We start from the raw sequence: 16364 nt of genomic DNA on the forward strand, positions 1-16364 counted from the left end.
GCGAAGGTAACTACAACCCGGCGATACCGTCAGTTCTGGCCCGCGGCCGACTGTGGATAACTCGATCCTGTGGATAACAAGAAATATCCAGAGGTCGCGGGCTCAGCAATGCCGGTATACCGAGATGCTCAGCGCGCCAGGCCCCAGGTGCACACCGAGCACCGCGCCAAGGTCACCGACGAGCGATTCCTCCACGTCTGGAACCTTCTTTCTGAAACGCTCAAGCACCTCGTGGGCACGCTCCTCCGCTTCGAGGTGCTGGACGGCCACGCAGAGCCTCCCATCAGCTCCTTTAGCTCGCGCGGCCTCAGCCGCAACATCGACGAGGCGGACGAGCGCCTTCGACGCAGTGCGCGTCTTCTCCCGAACCGTCAGCTTCCCGTTCGAGAGCTGCAGGACGGGTTTGATCGCAAGGGCAGTCCCGAACATCGCGGCTGCGGTACCAATCCGGCCGCCTCGCCGCAAGTTGTCGAGCTGATTCACATAGACGAAAGAATATGCGCGCTTCGCAGCGTCCACTGCGGCCGCGTATACCGTGTCAAGGTCAGATCCATTCGATGCCTCAACTGCCGCGGCCCGCACCGCGAAGCCAAGGCCTAGCCCGGCGGCTGCAGAGTCGACAATCCGGACTCTCCCAACCTCCAGCGCTGCCTGTCGCGCAGCATCCCACGTCGACGACAGCTGGCGAGATATGAACACACCTACCACGCCGTCACCACCACTGAGCTGATGAGCCCGCTCGAACGCCTCCCGCATTTCCAGCGGGGAGGCCCCGGCCGTGGAGACTCCCGTTGCCCGCCACACCGAATCCGGTATCGCGTCGATGCCCTCACGGAAATCATGGCCGTCCGAGAGGATATGCAGTGGCACCACCCGAATGCCGTACTCGCCGGTGATTTCACCGGGCAGGGTGGATGACGAGTCAGTTACCACGATGACTGCCAAAGCTGCACCGTCTTTCGTTAGGCCTGGCTTAGGTCGTCTACTGGATGGGTTAGCGATTCACCCACACCGGACACGATAGCGTCGCGCATGAGTCCGGCAACCCGGCGGTGCGCGTCGAAATTCCAGTGGATGCCGTCTGGGTTCCCCTCACCTGCTCTGAGGTGAGCGATGGTGGCAGCAGCGAGGTCGACGAGCGGGACCGCATGCTGCGCGGCCCACGCCGACACTGCCCGTGAAGTGCGGGGCTGCCCAGGCTGCGAATAGCTGTAGTACTTGCTGTGCTGCAGCGCAGGCAAGGTGGCGAAAACAGGCAGATCGGGCCGCACTGCGTTGAGCGCAGACCGCATCTCCTCCAGATAGGACACGGTGAGGCGCGGCGGCAACGCCATCGGCCACCCAACAGGAGACAACGCTGACTGGACGTGACGGTACGCGCCACGGACCACGCGGCGCAGAGCCGGCGGTCTCACATAACGGATGTGTTCACGCAGAGCTGTCGGAAGTGGTGATGGCAGCGAGTCCATGCCGCCGACCGCGATCACGACTGCACGCGCACGCGGAATCACTGACCACACCTGTGGATCCTGCGTCAGCGCCCACCACGCGTCCCTCGTCGTCCATCCGACTCGCGCGCACAGATGCGCTCTTAGCCCAAGTTCTTCCGCGACGAGGTTAGGCCAGAGCCGGGGATCGTCCGCAGGCAATCCACCCTTCGGCCCATAAAACGCCAGCGAATCACCAAGGACCAGCAGCGTATCGCTCGTGTCAGACGGCATCGGGGGCGACCTCAGCAGACGAGTTCCACACATCGAGCCGCCATTGTCCGCTGGTCGGCTCCGCAGTGCTGAAATGGCGGAGCTGAACCCAGCTGGCGTTGCCTAGGCCCCCAAGGATCGGCCAGCGCGACACCGGAAGGTCAAGCAACTGCGCGGTCAGCGCGGCGATCAGGCCACCGTGGGCGACGAGAACGATTGGGCGCGTCGACCAGTCGGCGTACTCGTCACTCCCGAGCAGCTCGTCAACGACCGGCACTGAGCGCCGAGCGACATCGACTCGGCTTTCTCCGCCGGGCGGTGCCCACGTCGCGTTGTCTCGCCAGTAGGCGCGTGCACCGGGGTACTCGGTATCCACTTCCGTGTGTGTACACCCCTGCCACACTCCGAGGTGTGTTTCGCGCAGACGCACATCAGTGATGACGTCGATGCCCACTTCCGCACCTAGCGCAAGTGCCGTGTCGTGCGCCCGTTTCAAGTCTGAGGAAAGCACTGCTGATGGCTTGCAGCGGGCGAGGACCTGGGCGGCGCGGACGGCCTGCTCAACACCGAGTTCGGAGAGTTCCGTGTCAATCTGGCCCTGCATGCGCGCATCAGCGTTATAGACGGTCTGTCCGTGGCGGAGCAAAATGAGACGCCGGACCCTGGCTGGCGTAGTCATCAAGTGCCCTGTCAGCTCGGTGCAGAGCCGGCGTCGAGGCCCTCGACCTCGATTGCGGGACAGTCTTTCCACAGCCGCTCGAGACCGTAGAAGTTGCGTTCATCGTCGTGCTGAATGTGGACGACGATGTCGACGTAGTCCAGGAGCGCCCAGCGCCCCTCCCGCGCGCCTTCACGCCGTGCTGGTTTGTGGCCAGCCTCGCGCAGCTTCTCTTCCACGCTGTCAACGATCGCTGTCACCTGGCGTTCGTTGGAGCCGGACGCGATGACGAAGCAGTCCGTGATCACCAGCTGCTCAGAGACGTCCAGCACGACCACGTTGGTCGCTTTCTTGTCGGCAGCGGCGAGAGCGGCAATGCGTGCCGCGCGGATCGCATCATCGGATGCTGTCACGTGTCGTCTCCTGAAGTCTTATGGTGGTTCCCCTGGACATCGTTGCCCCCGTTATTCTGCCTTGGCGCGGACGCAGATGCAGCATCGCGGTCTCGTGGCTGGTAGAGACCACGCTTCGTGATGTACTGCACCACCCCGTCCGGAACGAGATACCAGACGGGGCGTCCCGAACGGGCGCGCTGTCGGCATTCGCTCGATGAGATGGCCAGCGCGGGGATCTCGATCAGTGTCACTGTGTCGTCTGGGTAGTCACCCAGGTGGCCGGAGAGATGCTCGATATGCAATTCATACCCCGGCCGGCTCACACCCACGAACCGTGCGAGATCGAACAGTTCCTTCCACGCCTGCCACGATAATATGCTGGCCAGCGCGTCGGCTCCGGTAATGAAGTAGAGCTCCGCGTCCGGATGCATACGGCGCAGATCTCGCAGTGTGTCGACGGTGCGGGTGATGCCCTGACGATCGATGTCGACGCGACTGACCGAGAAGCGCGGGTTCGAGGCTGTTGCGATGACGGTCATCAAATACCGGTCTTCCGCCGCGCTCACGTCGCGGTCGGCCTTCTGCCACGGCTGCCCCGTAGGAACGAAGATGACTTCATCGAGCCCGAATCGGTCAGCCACTTCGCTCGCTGCGACGAGGTGGCCGTTGTGGACGGGATCGAAGGTGCCTCCCATCACCCCAATTCGGCGATTCCGTTTTTCGTGCCCTCCTGCTTCCGGCTGTTGCTGCACGAGTGTTCACCTTACGGCTCACACGGGCAGCAGCCGCGCAACGACTGCTGCGAGGTGCTCCGCGGTGCGACATTCATGCATTGGGATCAGCTGCCGGTACGCCTCCGCAGCCGAGTCACCAGTCGCCCACTGCCGGGCAGGTTCGGGGTTCAGCCAATGCGCGTGCTTCGCGAGCGTCACCATGTGCGCGAGTGCCGCCAGATTCGGGTCGCGATAGTTGGTGCGTCCATCACCGAGGATGAGCAACGAGGATCTGCTGGTGAGAGCATCACCGAACTTCTCGACAAAAGTGCCAAGCGCGTGCCCGTAATCGGAGTGCCCGTCGTAGGTGATCAGGCGGGCTTCACGGATCATCCTCGAGACAGCGACGCCGAGCTCGGAACCCGCGTCGAGAAAATTTGTGACTTCGTCCGTGGTGTCGATGAACGCGAACACGCGGACGCGTGAGAATTGTTCCCGCAGTGCGTGAACGAGCTGGAGCGTGAAGTTGCTGAATCCCGCAACCGATCCCGACATGTCGCACAGCACCACGAGTTCGGGGCGCGCTGGCCGCGGCGTATGAAGCACTAGGTCGATTGGTACCCCACCTGTGGTCATCGATTTGCGCATCGTGCGGCGAATGTCGATCGCGCCGGTGCGATAACGCTTCCGCCGCGCGGCGAGCCGTGTCGCAAGCAATCTGGCTAGCGGGGCAACAGTGCGCCGTAACGCGGCAAGGTCATCATCGGATGCTCGCAGGAAGTCCACCTGCTCGGCCACCTTAGGCACCGCGTAGGAGGTGACTTTCTCCTTGCCGAGACGCTCGGCAACGCGACGCCGGGTTTCCCGCTCAATCGAGCCGCGCAGCCGCGAGACCAATTCTGCCGCATTACGTTTCGCGATCTCTTCGGCGAACGGTTCCGGGGCCTCCGAGTTTTCCGGGGCGTCCGCAGGCGGCTTGAGTAGCCCATCGAGTACCTTCTTCATCACGACATCGGGTGCTACCGACTGCATTGCCTGATACGCCGAATACGACTCCCCGTTGATGGACCGGTACGCGCCGAGTTCGTCAACGATTATTGTGACGAGGGAATCGAGGTCGTCTTGCAAATCCATTGAGTCGCTGGCGAGTATTTCCGCAAGCAGATCTCGCAGTGCGGGAACGTCGATGTCGCCGTCTGGAGTGCGCGGCACGTCGAACTTCGCGTCGGGAGTAACCTTCGCACCAACCGCTGCCGGGAACCACAGGTCGAACAAGTCGTCAAAGATGGGCCGGTGTGTCGCACGGCGAACCAACGCGCAGGCAAGACCTTCCCGCAGTACCGCCCGGTCGAGGAGGTCAAGGTGTGTGATGACGCGTCCGGCATCAACAGTCTCAGCTGGACCGACCGGAAGCCCTTTGGCGCGCAATGCTTCCACAAATCCCGCCAGATGCCCGGGCAGCCCGTACGGCGCTAGCGGACCCCGCCCCCCAGGACCTTTCGGGGGCTTCGGAATCTGGTGCTGCGCCATCGCAAGTCCTCAGTTCAGCCTGAGTTCGGCGGCGGCCCGCAGTTGATCGCTGCGATGTTTCAGCACTACTCCTAGCGTCATGCGGACAGCGGCATCGTCGACGGTGTCCAGGCCGAGTGCCAGCAGCGTCCTCCCCCAATCGATGGTTTCCGCCACTGACGGCGCCTTCTTCAGGTGCATACCGCGTAGCACGCTGATGACCCGAATGAGTTGCTCCGCGAATGCTTCTGGCAGTTCCGGGACCCGCGCCGCAAGAATTTTGCGTTCTCGGTCGGGATCCGGGTAGTCCATGTGAAGGAACAAACACCGGCGCTTCAGTGCCTCTGAAAGTTCCCGCGTGGCGTTTGACGTGAGGACGACAAACGGGCGACGCACCGCCTCAATCGTGCCGAGTTCAGGGACGGTGACCGCGAAATCACTGAGGACTTCGAGGAGCAGCCCTTCGAACTCGATATCTGCCTTGTCGGCTTCATCGATGAGCAGCACGGTGGGATCTTCACGCCGGATCGCTGTGAGGAGCGGCCGGGACAGCAGGAACTCCTCGGAGAAAACATCGTCGCGAGTTTCCTCCCAGCTGTTTTCGTGTGCGGCCTGAATACGGAGAATCTGCTTTGCGTGATTCCACTCGTAGAGGGCCCGGGCCTCATCGACGCCTTCGTAACACTGCAGCCGAACGAGCGCTGCGTCGGCGGCTTGTGAGACCGCGCGCGCGAGTTCCGTCTTGCCCACCCCAGCGGGCCCCTCGATGAGCAGTGGCTTACCCAGCCTGTCCGCGAGAAAGACTGCGGTCGCGGTCGCGGTGTCGGCAAGGTAGCCGGTCTCAGCGAGTCGCTCAGTGACATCCGCTGGGCTCGAGAATATCGGGCGCGAGGCGGGCATGGAACGGTCCAAGCCGGGTCCTTTCCTAAGTCAGCTTTCGCTGGGCAGACCTGTCACACAGGTCTGGTGTGGCCCTCACCCCAGACGATCCACTTTGTCGAGGTCAGTTCGGGTAGCGCCATGGGGCCGCGTGCATGCAGCTTCTGTGTGGAGATACCAATTTCGGCACCAAAGCCAAACTGCTCCCCGTCGGTAAAGGCGGTGGAGGCGTTCACCATCACCGCTGCCGCGTCGACACGGTTCGTGAATTCCCGCGCAGCCGCCAGATCTTGCGTGACGATCGCTTCGGTGTGGCTGGTTCCCCATCGGTCGATGTGCTCGATAGCCTCATCGATACCGCTCACCACTTTGACCGCGATATCGAGGCTCAAATACTCGTCGCCCCAGTCGGAATCCGTCGCGGGAACCATCCCAGGTAAATCACCATGCACGGTGACGTTGCTTTTCTCCAGCGCCTTCATCAGACGTGGCAGAGCGGTCGAGGCAATCGACTCGTCGATAAGCAGAGTTTCCGCCGTATTGCACACACTCGGCCGACGGGTCTTCGAGTTGAGAACGATTTCCTCGGCCATGTCCAAGTCAGCGTTGCCGTGCACGTAAACGTGGCAGTTTCCAACACCAGTTTCGATTGTCGGCACGGTCGCGTCGCGCACGACCGCACTGATCAGTCCAGCGCCACCACGTGGAATGACAACGTCAACAAGCCCACGTGCCTGAATCAAGTGCGTTACCGAGGCGCGGTTCTCGCTCGGCAGCAACTGAACAGCGTCGGCAGGGAGACCGAGTTCGGTGAGCGATCGGCGCAAGGTGTGGACTAGCTGGGCGTTCGATGCCGCTGCCGAGCCTGAACCGCGCAGCAGCACTGAGTTTCCGGATTTCAGGGCCAGGCCGAACGCATCCACTGTGACGTTTGGGCGCGCTTCGTACACGATCCCAACCACACCGAGAGGGACGCGTTTCTGCACGAGTTCAAGCCCGTTCGGCAGCGTCGTGCCGCGCAGAACTTCACCCACAGGATCTGCGAGCCCCGCTACTTGCCGCAAGCCGGAGGCAATACCTTCCACGCGTGCCTGGGTCAGCCGCAGACGGTCGAGGAGGCTCTCCGCCGTACCAGCAGCCCGTGCACGCTCAATGTCGCTGTCATTGGCGGCGATGATGTCCCCTGCACCAGCGAGCACAGCGTCAGCGGCAGCATGAAGCGCCCGGTTCTTCTCCTCAGTGGTGAGCAACGCGAGTGTGCGCGCGGCGCCTCGCGCACGGCGGGCCGCGTCGTGAACGGCGTCGCGGAGATCCTCCGCACCTGACGAACTAGTCGCAGTCGCACTGGCGGCAGACCCCTGAAAACCCGTAGTCATGACCACCAGGGTAGCGGGTTGCGTCACAAGACCGAACTACGTGATGCGATGCTGTCCACATGAGCCGGATCGCGGTCCTCGGCAGTATCAACATGGACCTTGTCGTCCGGGCGCAGCGCTTGCCTGCACCCGGAGAAACAGTTCTCGGCGAGTCACGGCGAGAACTGCCCGGCGGCAAGGGCGCCAACCAGGCGATCGCAGCCGCCCGCATGGGGGCGCAAGTCTGGTTTCTCGGAGCGGTCGGGACTGACAGCTATGCGGAGCCCCTTAGGGATCGCCTGCTTTCGGCAGGTGTGCACACATCTGAGCTGCGCACGATCGAGGGCCCCAGTGGATTCGCGGCGATCACGGTCAACCCGGCGGGCGAGAACTCGATCGTCGTCGTCCCCGGCGCGAATCATGCGCTCCGCGAACTCACGCCTGCAGACCAGGCACGCATCCGTGACTGTGATGTCTTGCTGCTCCAGCTCGAGGTGCCCATCAGCGTCGTCGCCGACGCCGCCGAGTTCGCGTATGAGGCAGGCACGACCGTGATGCTGAACCCTTCGCCCTATCAGCAACTCCCCCGGAAGCTGCTCACCCACGCAGATGTGGCGATCGTCAACGAGATCGAGGCTGAACAACTCGGGCGCGACCAGGAGCGGTTCCGTCAGCTCGTCATCACCCGCGGGCGCCGCGGTGCGCATTTTCGGGGCTGTGGGGGCGAAAGCTTGGATGCACCCGCTCCGGAGGTAGATGTGGTCGACACCACGGGTGCTGGAGATGCATTCGCGGGGGCATGCGCAGCGCTCTGGCGCAGCGGCCCATCTGTCGCCGTGCCGTGGGCCTGCACAGCAGGGGCACTCGCAGTAACTCGAGAGGGAGCGTACAGTCCGGGATATACCGATGTGGCGGCAAGAATGCCTAGCTTGGGTAGTAGCTAGCCGTGCCTATCACACCTGGTCAATGATCACAATGTAATGATCGTCACATAGTGTCTTTAACCAGGGGATTCGCTAGTCATCCCATGTCCGAATCCCCCTGCCACCCTGACATCGCTAATGCATCTTGTTAACCTCGGGTTACCGATGAATTCGACAGCAGAACGCCCAAACACCGCCCGGAGTGCGGTGCGATTCCGCTTCCCGGAGCCCAAGGATGGGGTCCGGCTGTGGGAGATTGCCCGCGATTCACAGGTCCTCGATCTGAATTCCAGTTATGCCTACGTCCTGTGGTGCCGCGATTTCCGTGAGTCATCCGTAGTCGCTGAGGTCGACGGCAGAGTGGCCGGATTTGTCACTGGCTTCTTCCGTCCGCAGGACCCACTAACGCTGTTTGTCTGGCAGGTTGCCGTTGACAGCGATTACCGCGGGATGAAGATCGCCCACGGGATGCTCGACTGGCTGCTCGATCAGCCACCTGTGCGCCGGGCAACCCACCTCGAAACGACCGTAAGCCCTGACAACAAAGCCTCGATCGCGATGTTCACCTCGCTCGCGCGCACCCGAAATACCTCTATTACGCGCAGCGATTTGTTCCCGCCTGATCTCTTCCCGGACAGCCACGAGCCGGAGGATCTCTATCGAATCGGCGAATTCGAACCGCGCTAAGCGCGTAACAGGGCTAAACCTGGCAAACGCTGGGTAATAGAACTTATCCGTATCTCTCTTATGAGGAGTAACTCATGACTATCGCTCACTTGCCAACTGATGAAAAGGCAGAGAAGCCCGGCACCGGACCTGGGGTTCCGAGCATCATCGAAACACGTGAATCCGAGGTTCGGGGTTACTGCCGAGGCTGGCCGACCACGTTCGACACCGCCCAGGGCGCGTGGATCACGGACACGTCCGGCCGCAAGTTTCTCGACTTCTTTGCCGGCGCCGGTTCACTGAACTACGGGCACAACAATCCTATTCTCAAAGAAGCGCTGATCGACTACATCGCGCGCGATGGCATCACTCACGGCCTCGACATGGCTACGGTCGCGAAGAAGGAATTCCTCGAGACCTTCGAGGACGTCATCCTCAAGCCGCGCAAACTCGACTACAAGGTCCAGTTCCCCGGCCCGACCGGCACCAACTCGGTCGAGGCCGCACTGAAGCTTGCACGCAAGGCTACTGGCCGTGAAGCGATCATCAACTTCACCAACGCGTTCCACGGGATGACGCTCGGCGCGCTGTCCGTCACCGGTAACTCGATGAAGCGCGCAGGCGCGGGCATCCCGCTGGTACACGCCACACCGATGCCGTACGACAACTACTTTGGCGGCGTCACCGAGGACTTCCAGTGGTTCGAGCGCGTCCTCGACGATTCAGGTTCCGGCCTCAACCGCCCGGCGGCCGTCATCGTTGAGACCGTTCAGGGTGAGGGTGGCGTCAACGTTGCCCGGCCCGAGTGGCTCGCCGCTCTCGCCGAGCTTTGCGCTCGCCGCGACATCCTCCTGATTGTTGACGACGTCCAGATGGGCTGCGGCCGTACCGGACCGTTCTTCTCCTTCGAGATCGCTGGCATCACCCCGGACATCGTCACCGTGTCGAAGTCGATCAGCGGCTACGGCTTGCCGATGGCACTGACTCTCTTCAAACCGGAACTCGACATCTGGGCTCCCGGCGAGCACAACGGCACCTTCCGCGGGAACAACCCTGCATTCGTGACCTCGAAGGTCGCGCTGGACACCTACTGGTCGAACAACGCGCTTGAGCTCGACACCATCCGCAAGGGCCAGAAGATCGCCGAGAATTTCGATAACCTCGCCAAGAAGTACGAGGGCGAGGTCCACGGCCGCGGAAGGGGCATGGTCCAGGGTCTGGTGTTCGACAAGCCCGAACTCGCTTCGAAGGCATGCGAGATCGCATTCGGGAACGGGCTGCTCGCCGAGACTTCCGGTCCGTCAGATGAGGTCGTCAAGCTGCTGCCGCCGCTGACTCTCACGGACGATGAGCTCGACCAGGGCCTCGCGATTCTCGCCGATGCCACTGAGCAGGTCCTCAGCTGATCTCCCACGAAGACGCGCCCCGGGATCGACAACCAATCCCCGGGGCGCGTTTCCGTCGGGCATCACCACATTTCGAAAGTCGCTGATCACTTCACAACAGAAAGGCCGCTCCCATGATCGTGCGCACCACCCAAGAGATCACCGATACTGAGCGCGATGTAACCGCCGAGAACGGAAACTGGCGCAGCAAGCGGATCGTCCTCGCTGACGACCGCGTAGGCTTCTCTTTCCACGAGACCACGATCAAAGCGGGCACCATCAACGAGTTCCACTACGCGAACCATGTTGAGGCCGTCTGGCTGGTGGAAGGCCGGGGCAAGCTCACAGACCTCGAAACCGGCGAGGTGTACGAACTGTCAGCTGGTTCGATGTATCTGCTGAACAAGTACGAGAAGCATCGTCTCGAGGTCGACGAGCAGATGCGGATGCTGTGCGTGTTCAACCCGCCCGTTACCGGACGCGAAGTACACGACGAACACGGGGTTTATCCGCTGATCGAGCTTGACTGATCGCAGTAAACGAACAGGCGGGGCTACGGGGCGGCCACCAAAGCCGCACCGAACGGTAACAAAACCAAACTTCTGATATCGGATGACGGGGACTGTCAGTCCAGCCTGATACAACGGTAGAGACGCGGGGCAGCAAGGGAAGGTTGCCCCGCGTCTCTGTGTCTTTCCGTGCCTTCTGTGTCTTTCTGCGGTCTCGCTATGCTGGATGGGGTGAAACCCGTGGGCTCAGTGATCAGCGAGCAGCAGACCATCAGCCGGGCGCACACCGTGCGGCTGATCGAGTGTTTGGCAGGGCAGCGCATTCTTGCCCTTACGGGCGCTGGAATCTCGACGGAGTCTGGTGTGCCAGATTACCGGGGCCCTGACTCCCCCAAACGGACTCCGATGACCTTTCAGCAGTTCGTCGGCAGCTCCGTGAACCGTCAACGCTACTGGGCACGTAACCACCTCGGCTGGCAGTACATGGAATCACGGTCGCCCAACCCAGGACACGCAGCGCTTGCGGAACTCGAACGTTCCGGCGCAGTCGCCCATCTGATCACCCAAAACGTTGATCTGCTCCATACCAAGGCCGGTCACCGCACCGTCATTGATCTTCACGGCACCTACCGGTCTGTCGTTTGCCTCAATTGCGGGAGTACGACCGACCGCAAAGCCCTCGCGAAGCGGCTCACCGAACTCAATGCAGACTTCGGAGCCCGCGCTGCTCTCGACGGGCTTGAGATAGCGCCGGATGCGGATGCGATCGTGCACGCCGTCGAACATTTCCGCGTCGCGGCCTGCGTTGCCTGCGGGGGCATCCTCAAGCCAGACATCGTGTTCTTCGGCGAGTCCGTCCCGCGTGAACGGGTCGAACATGCGTATGCCGCCGTGGACGACGCGACGGCACTTCTTGTTGCGGGGTCATCACTCACCGTCATGTCAGGGCTCCGGTTCGTGCGGTATGCGGCGAAGCAGGGAAAACCCATCGTCATTATCAATCGGGGTCAGACTCGCGGCGATGATCTCGCGGCACTCAAACTTAATGCGGGATGCACCGAGGTCCTCACGACTCTGGCGCGGCTGCTGACGTAGCGTTTGCGCTTTGGATAGATATCTATCAATATAGATGGATGTCAATGGCACCACCTGGCCATCAGCCGCTAACGGCTGAGGAAGCCAAGTTGCGGGCGCACACGCTCAAAGCCCTGAGTGACCCCGTGCGATTACGAATAGCGAGCCTCATCGCGAGTGATCCTCGCGGCAAAGTCTGTGTCTGCGACATCACGCCCCAATTCAGCCTCTCGCAACCGACGATTTCTCATCACCTCAAGGTGCTGAAAGAAGCCGGTCTTCTCTCCTGTGAGCGCTCTGGAACCTGGGTGTACTACTGGATCGCCGCAGGAGCTGAACCACTAGTAAGCGCTCTGCTGGGCCCCTCCGCTCCCACCGTTGCACCCGACCCGAACTGCTGCTGATACCTCGAGAAGGAGTGTCGTGAGTAACTCACGCACGGACGCTGTCACGTTAACCCCTCCCGCTGCCGCGGGGCCGCGACTGTCTACCCTCGACCGCTTCCTTCCCCTATGGATCGCCCTCGCAATGGGGGCGGGCCTGCTGCTGGGCCAGTTTGTGCCCGGACTCGGTTCGGCGATCGACGGTATCAAGATCGATGGTATTTCCCTGCCCATTGCGCTCGGCCTGCTGATCATGATGTACCCGGTTCTGGCAAAGGTCCGGTACGACCGACTCGACTCGGTGACCGGAGACCGACGGCTGCTCGCAAGTTCAATATTCCTGAACTGGGTCATCGGCCCTGCGGTCATGTTCGCTCTCACCTGGGTATTCCTCGCCGACTTACCGGAATACCGCACCGGTCTCATCATCGTCGGGCTTGCCCGGTGTATCGCGATGGTGATCATCTGGAACGATCTGGCCTGCGGTGACCGTGAAGCCGCGGCTGTTCTAGTCGCCCTCAATTCGGTGTTCCAGGTTTTCATGTTCGCGGTGCTCGGCTGGTTTTATCTTGCTCTCCTGCCCAGCTGGCTGGGGTTCGAGCAGGCATCGATCGACGCATCCCCGTGGGACATCGCACGATCCGTGCTGATATTTCTGGGCATCCCTCTGCTGGCCGGATATCTGACACGCCGATTCGGCGAACGCGCGAAGGGACGCGAGTGGTACGAAGCTAAGTTCCTGCCAGTAATCGGTCCATGGGCCCTCTATGGGCTGCTATTCACAATCGTCGTCCTCTTCGCCCTGCAGGGTGAGCAAATCAGCTCGAACCCGCTGGACGTCGTCCGTATTGCTGTGCCGCTGCTCATTTACTTCGCAGTCATGTGGTTCGGCGGCTACCTCCTCGGAGCGGCAATCGGTCTGAGCTACGAGCGGACCACCACGCTCGCGTTCACCGCCGCAGGCAACAACTTCGAATTAGCTATCGCCGTCGCCATAGCGACCTTCGGCGTCACCTCAGGTCAGGCCCTCGCCGGTGTGGTCGGGCCCCTGATCGAGGTGCCTGTCCTGGTCGCGCTCGTATACGTGTCCCTGTGGCTCCGAAAGCGCTTCTGGGCCGCAGACGTACCACCCCTCCCGGAAGGAAGCACCCGCAAGTGAAAAGTTCTGACAAGCCTTCGGTGCTGTTTGTGTGCGTCCACAACGCGGGCCGCTCGCAGATGGCCGCCGGCTACCTCCGCCATCTCGCCGGTGACACAATCGAGGTGCGATCAGCTGGTAGCACCCCCGCCGACACCATCAATCCGGCTGCAGTCGCCGCGATGGCTGAAGAGGGCATCGACATCACCACACAACATCCCAAAGTGCTCACAACCGACGCCGTCGAGGTGTCAGACGTGATCATCACAATGGGATGCGGCGATGCCTGCCCAATATTCCCTGGGAAGAGCTACCGGGATTGGCAACTCGACGACCCTGCTGGCCAGGGCCTCGAGTCCGTACGTCCAATTCGTGACGAGATCCGGCGGCGGGTCGAAGCCCTGATCGGCGAACTCGTCACTGTGCGCTAGTGCGTCAGCGCAAGTGCGCTACCAGGTCGTCCGCGTGGATAACAGGACGGCGCAACTCGGCCGGAAGATCAGTGCTGGACCTGCCGAGCATCGCGGACAATTCCGACGAATCAAATGCGACGACACCGCGCGCCACCTTCGCGCCATCCTTGTCGATGATGTCGACGACATCGCCGCCATAGAATCGGCCCTCGATTCGAGTGATGCCAGCGGCGAGCAAGGAGCGGCGTTTGCCGACCACGGCTGCCACTGCGCCATCATCGAGCTGCAGACTGCCGTTGGTGTCGGCCGCATGGCGCACCCAGAACTTCCGCGCTGACATCCGCCCGGGCCGGGCTGCGAACACGGTGCCCACAGAAGCGCTGGACAGTGCACTGTCCGCGTCCACAGCGGCAGCGAGCAGCACGGGCACCCCTGAGTCCGCCGCGAGGCGGGCGGCGGACAGTTTCGAAGCCATTCCGCCGGTACCGAGCGCTCCCCCGGTCCCTGCGACCACGCCGTCGAGGTCATCCGGTCCAGCGACCTCGCGAATGATTTTGGCGCCTCCTTTACGCGGGTCCCCGTCATAGAGGCCGTCCACGTCGGACAGGAGAATCAGCGCGTCAGCACCGACTAGATGCGCCACGAGGGCCGCCAAGCGGTCGTTATCGCCGAACCTCAACTCGGTCGTAGCGACAGTGTCGTTCTCATTGACAACCGCGACGGCGCGCAGCGAACGTAGGCGGTCTAGTGTGCGCTGGGCGTTGCGATGCTGGGCACGGCGCGCGATGTCGTCAGCGGTGAGCAGCACCTGACCCACGACTCTGTTGTGCCGGGCAAAGGACGTCGACCACGCTTGCGCCATAGCGAGTTGCCCCACGCTGGCGGCGGCCTGTTTGGTGGCGAGGTCTTGTGGGCGCTTTTTCAGACCCAGCGGCGAAATCCCGGCACCTACGGCTCCTGACGAGACGACAACAACGTCGGACCCAGCGCGCATCCGTGCCTCACAGGCGTCCACAAGCGCGTCGAGCCGAGCGAGTTCGAGACCACCTTCGAGGGTCGTGATAGCGGAAGAGCCAATTTTGACGACGATGCGGCGGGCGCTCGCGATGGACTCCCGGACGCTCATCGGCCTGCGTCTCCTCCCTGATCCGCATCGTCTTCAGCGTGAGCTTCCAGTCCCCGCCGAACGCGGCGCGCGAACTTCCGCTCTTTGGCGCCGATGCGCTCATTCTGTTCAAGGCGCGCATCCGTGCCACGGCCACTTAGCAGCACATCGGTACCCGCCGGTGTCTGTGGCTCCCAGTCGAAGGTCACAGGACCGATGGTGACCTGTGCACCTGGTTCCGCTCCGAGACGCAACAGTTCGTCCTCGACGCCCAGGCGTGCAAGCCGGTCTGCGAGGAACCCGACCGCTTCGTCATTATCGAACTGGGTCTGGCGAATCCAGCGCTCTGGCTTAGTGCCACGCACCACGAAAGCCCCCGGAGTGGCTGGGTCTGGAGATACCGAAAAGTCGCGCTCTTTCGCCTGCACCGGCCGGATGATCGGACGTCGCTGAGTTTCCTTCGGATGCGCTGCACGATATTCCTCAACCATCCGCGCAAGGGCGAAACTCAGTTCACGCAGGCCGGTGCGCGCCACGGCAGAAATAATGTAGACGGGCCAGCCGCGCTTCTCGAACTCGGGTTTCACGAAGTCGGCAAGTTCGGCGGCCTCAGGCACGTCCGCTTTATTCAGCACCACGATGCGCGGACGCTCAGCCAAATCTCCGAGGCCAGTATCAGCGGCCAGCGCCGGGGTATAAGCGGCAAGTTCAGCTTCCAGCGCATCGACGTCAGAAACAGGATCACGGCCTGGGTCCATCGTGGCGCAATCGACGACGTGTGCGAGTACCGCGCAGCGTTCGAGGTGCCGCAGGAAATCGAGGCCCAGTCCTTTGCCGTCGCTCGCGCCGGGGATAAGTCCAGGCACGTCAGCGATGGTGTAAGTCGTTTCCCCCGCTTCGACGACGCCAAGGTTCGGCGCGAGCGTAGTGAACGGGTAATCGGCGATCTTCGGTTTCGCGGCAGATAGCACCGAAATCAGTGAGGACTTGCCCGCAGAAGGAAAGCCGACCAGGCCAACATCAGCGACCGACTTGAGTTCAAGCACGACGTCGCCCTGGTCCCCCTCCTCACCGAGGAGAGCGAAGCCGGGCGCGCGCCGCGCCTTCGAAACCAGCGCAGCGTTACCCAGCCCGCCGCGGCCACCCTTCGCGATCACAAACTCAGTACCGGGGCCCACCAAGTCGGCAAGCATCTCGCCGTCCTTGTCCAGGACGACTGTGCCGTCGGGGACGTGAAGGATGAGGTCCTCGCCGTCAGCGCCATTGCGGTTGCTGCCCATTCCGGGCCGACCGCTTGTCGCAGTGGCGTGCGGGCGGAAGTGAAAGTCCAGCAGGGTATGCACACCGGCATCGACGACGAGCACGACGCTTCCGCCCCGGCCACCGTTGCCACCGTCCGGGCCACCCAGCGGTTTGAACTTCTCCCGGTGCACGGACGCGCAGCCGTGGCCGCCGTTGCCTGCTTGAACATGCAGAACAACCCGGTCAACAAATCGAGCCACAGTCAGTTCCTCCTCTTCAGCACCGGGAAACGAAAAAGGGGCGGGCCTACGAGCAGC

The 16364-nt window shown here is 62.4% G+C and carries 18 protein-coding genes; 8 read left to right on the forward strand and 10 right to left on the reverse strand.

What is annotated here, in order from left to right; all coding sequences use genetic code 11:
• Positions 1-102: 102 nt before the first annotated feature.
• The 8 genes from FHU29_RS17230 to FHU29_RS17265 all read right to left on the reverse strand — a co-directional run bounded on the left by FHU29_RS17230 (position 103) and on the right by FHU29_RS17265 (position 7230).
• Positions 103-945, reverse strand: a complete 843-nt coding sequence (locus FHU29_RS17230) for a DegV family protein (RefSeq protein WP_064439311.1) — start codon at positions 943-945, stop codon at positions 103-105.
• Between the two features lie 17 nt (positions 946-962).
• The gene (gene octT, locus FHU29_RS17235) at positions 963-1721 is read right to left on the reverse strand and encodes a diglucosylglycerate octanoyltransferase (RefSeq protein ID WP_064439312.1); all 759 of its coding nucleotides are present in this window, start codon (positions 1719-1721) and stop codon (positions 963-965) included.
• The gene (locus tag FHU29_RS17240) at positions 1711-2379 is read right to left on the reverse strand and encodes a histidine phosphatase family protein (RefSeq protein ID WP_064439313.1); all 669 of its coding nucleotides are present in this window, start codon (positions 2377-2379) and stop codon (positions 1711-1713) included. The genes octT and FHU29_RS17240 overlap by 11 nt, the downstream gene beginning before the upstream one ends.
• A gap of 11 nt (positions 2380-2390) precedes the next feature.
• Entirely contained in the window at positions 2391-2771 is a 381-nt protein-coding gene (gene rsfS / locus FHU29_RS17245) for a ribosome silencing factor (RefSeq protein ID WP_064439314.1), read from the reverse strand.
• Entirely contained in the window at positions 2768-3448 is a 681-nt protein-coding gene (nadD, locus tag FHU29_RS17250) for a nicotinate-nucleotide adenylyltransferase (protein ID WP_064439315.1), read from the reverse strand. Before nadD ends, rsfS begins: the two co-directional genes overlap by 4 nt.
• Positions 3449-3523: 75 nt before the next feature.
• On the reverse strand, positions 3524-4996 hold the full coding sequence (locus FHU29_RS17255; RefSeq protein ID WP_064439316.1) for a vWA domain-containing protein: 1473 nt from the start codon (positions 4994-4996) through the stop codon (positions 3524-3526).
• Between the two features lie 9 nt (positions 4997-5005).
• Positions 5006-5875 (reverse strand): AAA family ATPase, encoded by an 870-nt coding sequence (locus FHU29_RS17260; RefSeq protein WP_064439317.1) that lies wholly within the window; start codon positions 5873-5875, stop codon positions 5006-5008.
• A 53-nt stretch (positions 5876-5928) separates the two neighbouring features.
• On the reverse strand, positions 5929-7230 hold the full coding sequence (locus FHU29_RS17265) for a glutamate-5-semialdehyde dehydrogenase (RefSeq protein ID WP_064439318.1): 1302 nt from the start codon (positions 7228-7230) through the stop codon (positions 5929-5931).
• Between the two features lie 59 nt (positions 7231-7289).
• Between FHU29_RS17265 and FHU29_RS17270 the strand changes: the two genes are divergently transcribed.
• The 8 genes from FHU29_RS17270 to FHU29_RS17305 all read left to right on the forward strand — a co-directional run bounded on the left by FHU29_RS17270 (position 7290) and on the right by FHU29_RS17305 (position 13718).
• The gene (locus FHU29_RS17270; RefSeq protein ID WP_064439319.1) at positions 7290-8153 is read left to right on the forward strand and encodes a ribokinase; all 864 of its coding nucleotides are present in this window, start codon (positions 7290-7292) and stop codon (positions 8151-8153) included.
• Between the two features lie 144 nt (positions 8154-8297).
• Positions 8298-8819 carry a diaminobutyrate acetyltransferase gene (ectA, locus tag FHU29_RS17275; RefSeq protein ID WP_041450889.1) on the forward strand — a complete coding sequence of 174 codons (522 nt, stop codon included), beginning with the start codon at positions 8298-8300 and terminating at the stop codon, positions 8817-8819.
• A gap of 74 nt (positions 8820-8893) precedes the next feature.
• Complete coding sequence (gene ectB, locus FHU29_RS17280; protein WP_232322889.1) at positions 8894-10204, forward strand: diaminobutyrate--2-oxoglutarate transaminase; 1311 nt, start codon at positions 8894-8896, stop codon at positions 10202-10204.
• Between the two features lie 113 nt (positions 10205-10317).
• Positions 10318-10713: an ectoine synthase gene (locus tag FHU29_RS17285; protein ID WP_064439320.1), complete on the forward strand. Its 396-nt coding sequence runs from the start codon at positions 10318-10320 to the stop codon at positions 10711-10713.
• Between the two features lie 219 nt (positions 10714-10932).
• A complete protein-coding gene (locus tag FHU29_RS17290; RefSeq protein ID WP_083962177.1) occupies positions 10933-11787 on the forward strand; it encodes an NAD-dependent protein deacetylase in 855 nt (284 codons plus the stop codon).
• Positions 11788-11831: 44 nt separating this feature from the next.
• Positions 11832-12170, forward strand: a complete 339-nt coding sequence (locus FHU29_RS17295; RefSeq protein WP_064439321.1) for an ArsR/SmtB family transcription factor — start codon at positions 11832-11834, stop codon at positions 12168-12170.
• A 19-nt stretch (positions 12171-12189) separates the two neighbouring features.
• Positions 12190-13308: an ACR3 family arsenite efflux transporter gene (gene arsB / locus FHU29_RS17300; RefSeq protein ID WP_064439322.1), complete on the forward strand. Its 1119-nt coding sequence runs from the start codon at positions 12190-12192 to the stop codon at positions 13306-13308.
• 59 nt (positions 13309-13367) lie between these two features.
• Entirely contained in the window at positions 13368-13718 is a 351-nt protein-coding gene (locus FHU29_RS17305; RefSeq protein ID WP_064439513.1) for an arsenate reductase ArsC, read from the forward strand.
• Between the two features lie 4 nt (positions 13719-13722).
• Here the strand turns inward: FHU29_RS17305 and proB are convergent, their stop codons facing one another.
• Together proB and obgE are read right to left on the reverse strand one after the other, a co-directional pair.
• Complete coding sequence (gene proB, locus FHU29_RS17310) at positions 13723-14826, reverse strand: glutamate 5-kinase (protein ID WP_064439323.1); 1104 nt, start codon at positions 14824-14826, stop codon at positions 13723-13725.
• The gene (gene obgE / locus FHU29_RS17315; protein WP_064439324.1) at positions 14823-16307 is read right to left on the reverse strand and encodes a GTPase ObgE; all 1485 of its coding nucleotides are present in this window, start codon (positions 16305-16307) and stop codon (positions 14823-14825) included. Before obgE ends, proB begins: the two co-directional genes overlap by 4 nt.
• Positions 16308-16364 lie beyond the last annotated feature (57 nt).

The sequence above is a fragment of the Hoyosella altamirensis genome (genome assembly GCF_014191505.1).
Taxonomy (GTDB): Bacteria; Actinomycetota; Actinomycetes; order Mycobacteriales; family Mycobacteriaceae; genus Hoyosella; species Hoyosella altamirensis.

Coding starts and splice junctions, on each gene's coding strand:
- octT (WP_064439312.1), bottom strand. CDS start 1,721: ATGCCGTCTGACACGAGCGATACGCTGCTGGTCCTTGGTGATTCGCTG.
- FHU29_RS17240 (WP_064439313.1), bottom strand. CDS start 2,379: ATGACTACGCCAGCCAGGGTCCGGCGTCTCATTTTGCTCCGCCACGGA.
- nadD (WP_064439315.1), bottom strand. CDS start 3,448: ATGGGAGGCACCTTCGATCCCGTCCACAACGGCCACCTCGTCGCAGCG.
- FHU29_RS17255 (WP_064439316.1), bottom strand. CDS start 4,996: ATGGCGCAGCACCAGATTCCGAAGCCCCCGAAAGGTCCTGGGGGGCGG.
- FHU29_RS17260 (WP_064439317.1), bottom strand. CDS start 5,875: ATGCCCGCCTCGCGCCCGATATTCTCGAGCCCAGCGGATGTCACTGAG.
- FHU29_RS17265 (WP_064439318.1), bottom strand. CDS start 7,230: ATGACTACGGGTTTTCAGGGGTCTGCCGCCAGTGCGACTGCGACTAGT.
- FHU29_RS17270 (WP_064439319.1), top strand. CDS start 7,290: ATGAGCCGGATCGCGGTCCTCGGCAGTATCAACATGGACCTTGTCGTC.
- ectA (WP_041450889.1), top strand. CDS start 8,298: ATGAATTCGACAGCAGAACGCCCAAACACCGCCCGGAGTGCGGTGCGA.
- ectB (WP_232322889.1), top strand. CDS start 8,894: ATGACTATCGCTCACTTGCCAACTGATGAAAAGGCAGAGAAGCCCGGC.
- FHU29_RS17285 (WP_064439320.1), top strand. CDS start 10,318: ATGATCGTGCGCACCACCCAAGAGATCACCGATACTGAGCGCGATGTA.
- FHU29_RS17295 (WP_064439321.1), top strand. CDS start 11,832: ATGGCACCACCTGGCCATCAGCCGCTAACGGCTGAGGAAGCCAAGTTG.
- FHU29_RS17305 (WP_064439513.1), top strand. CDS start 13,368: ATGGCCGCCGGCTACCTCCGCCATCTCGCCGGTGACACAATCGAGGTG.
- proB (WP_064439323.1), bottom strand. CDS start 14,826: ATGAGCGTCCGGGAGTCCATCGCGAGCGCCCGCCGCATCGTCGTCAAA.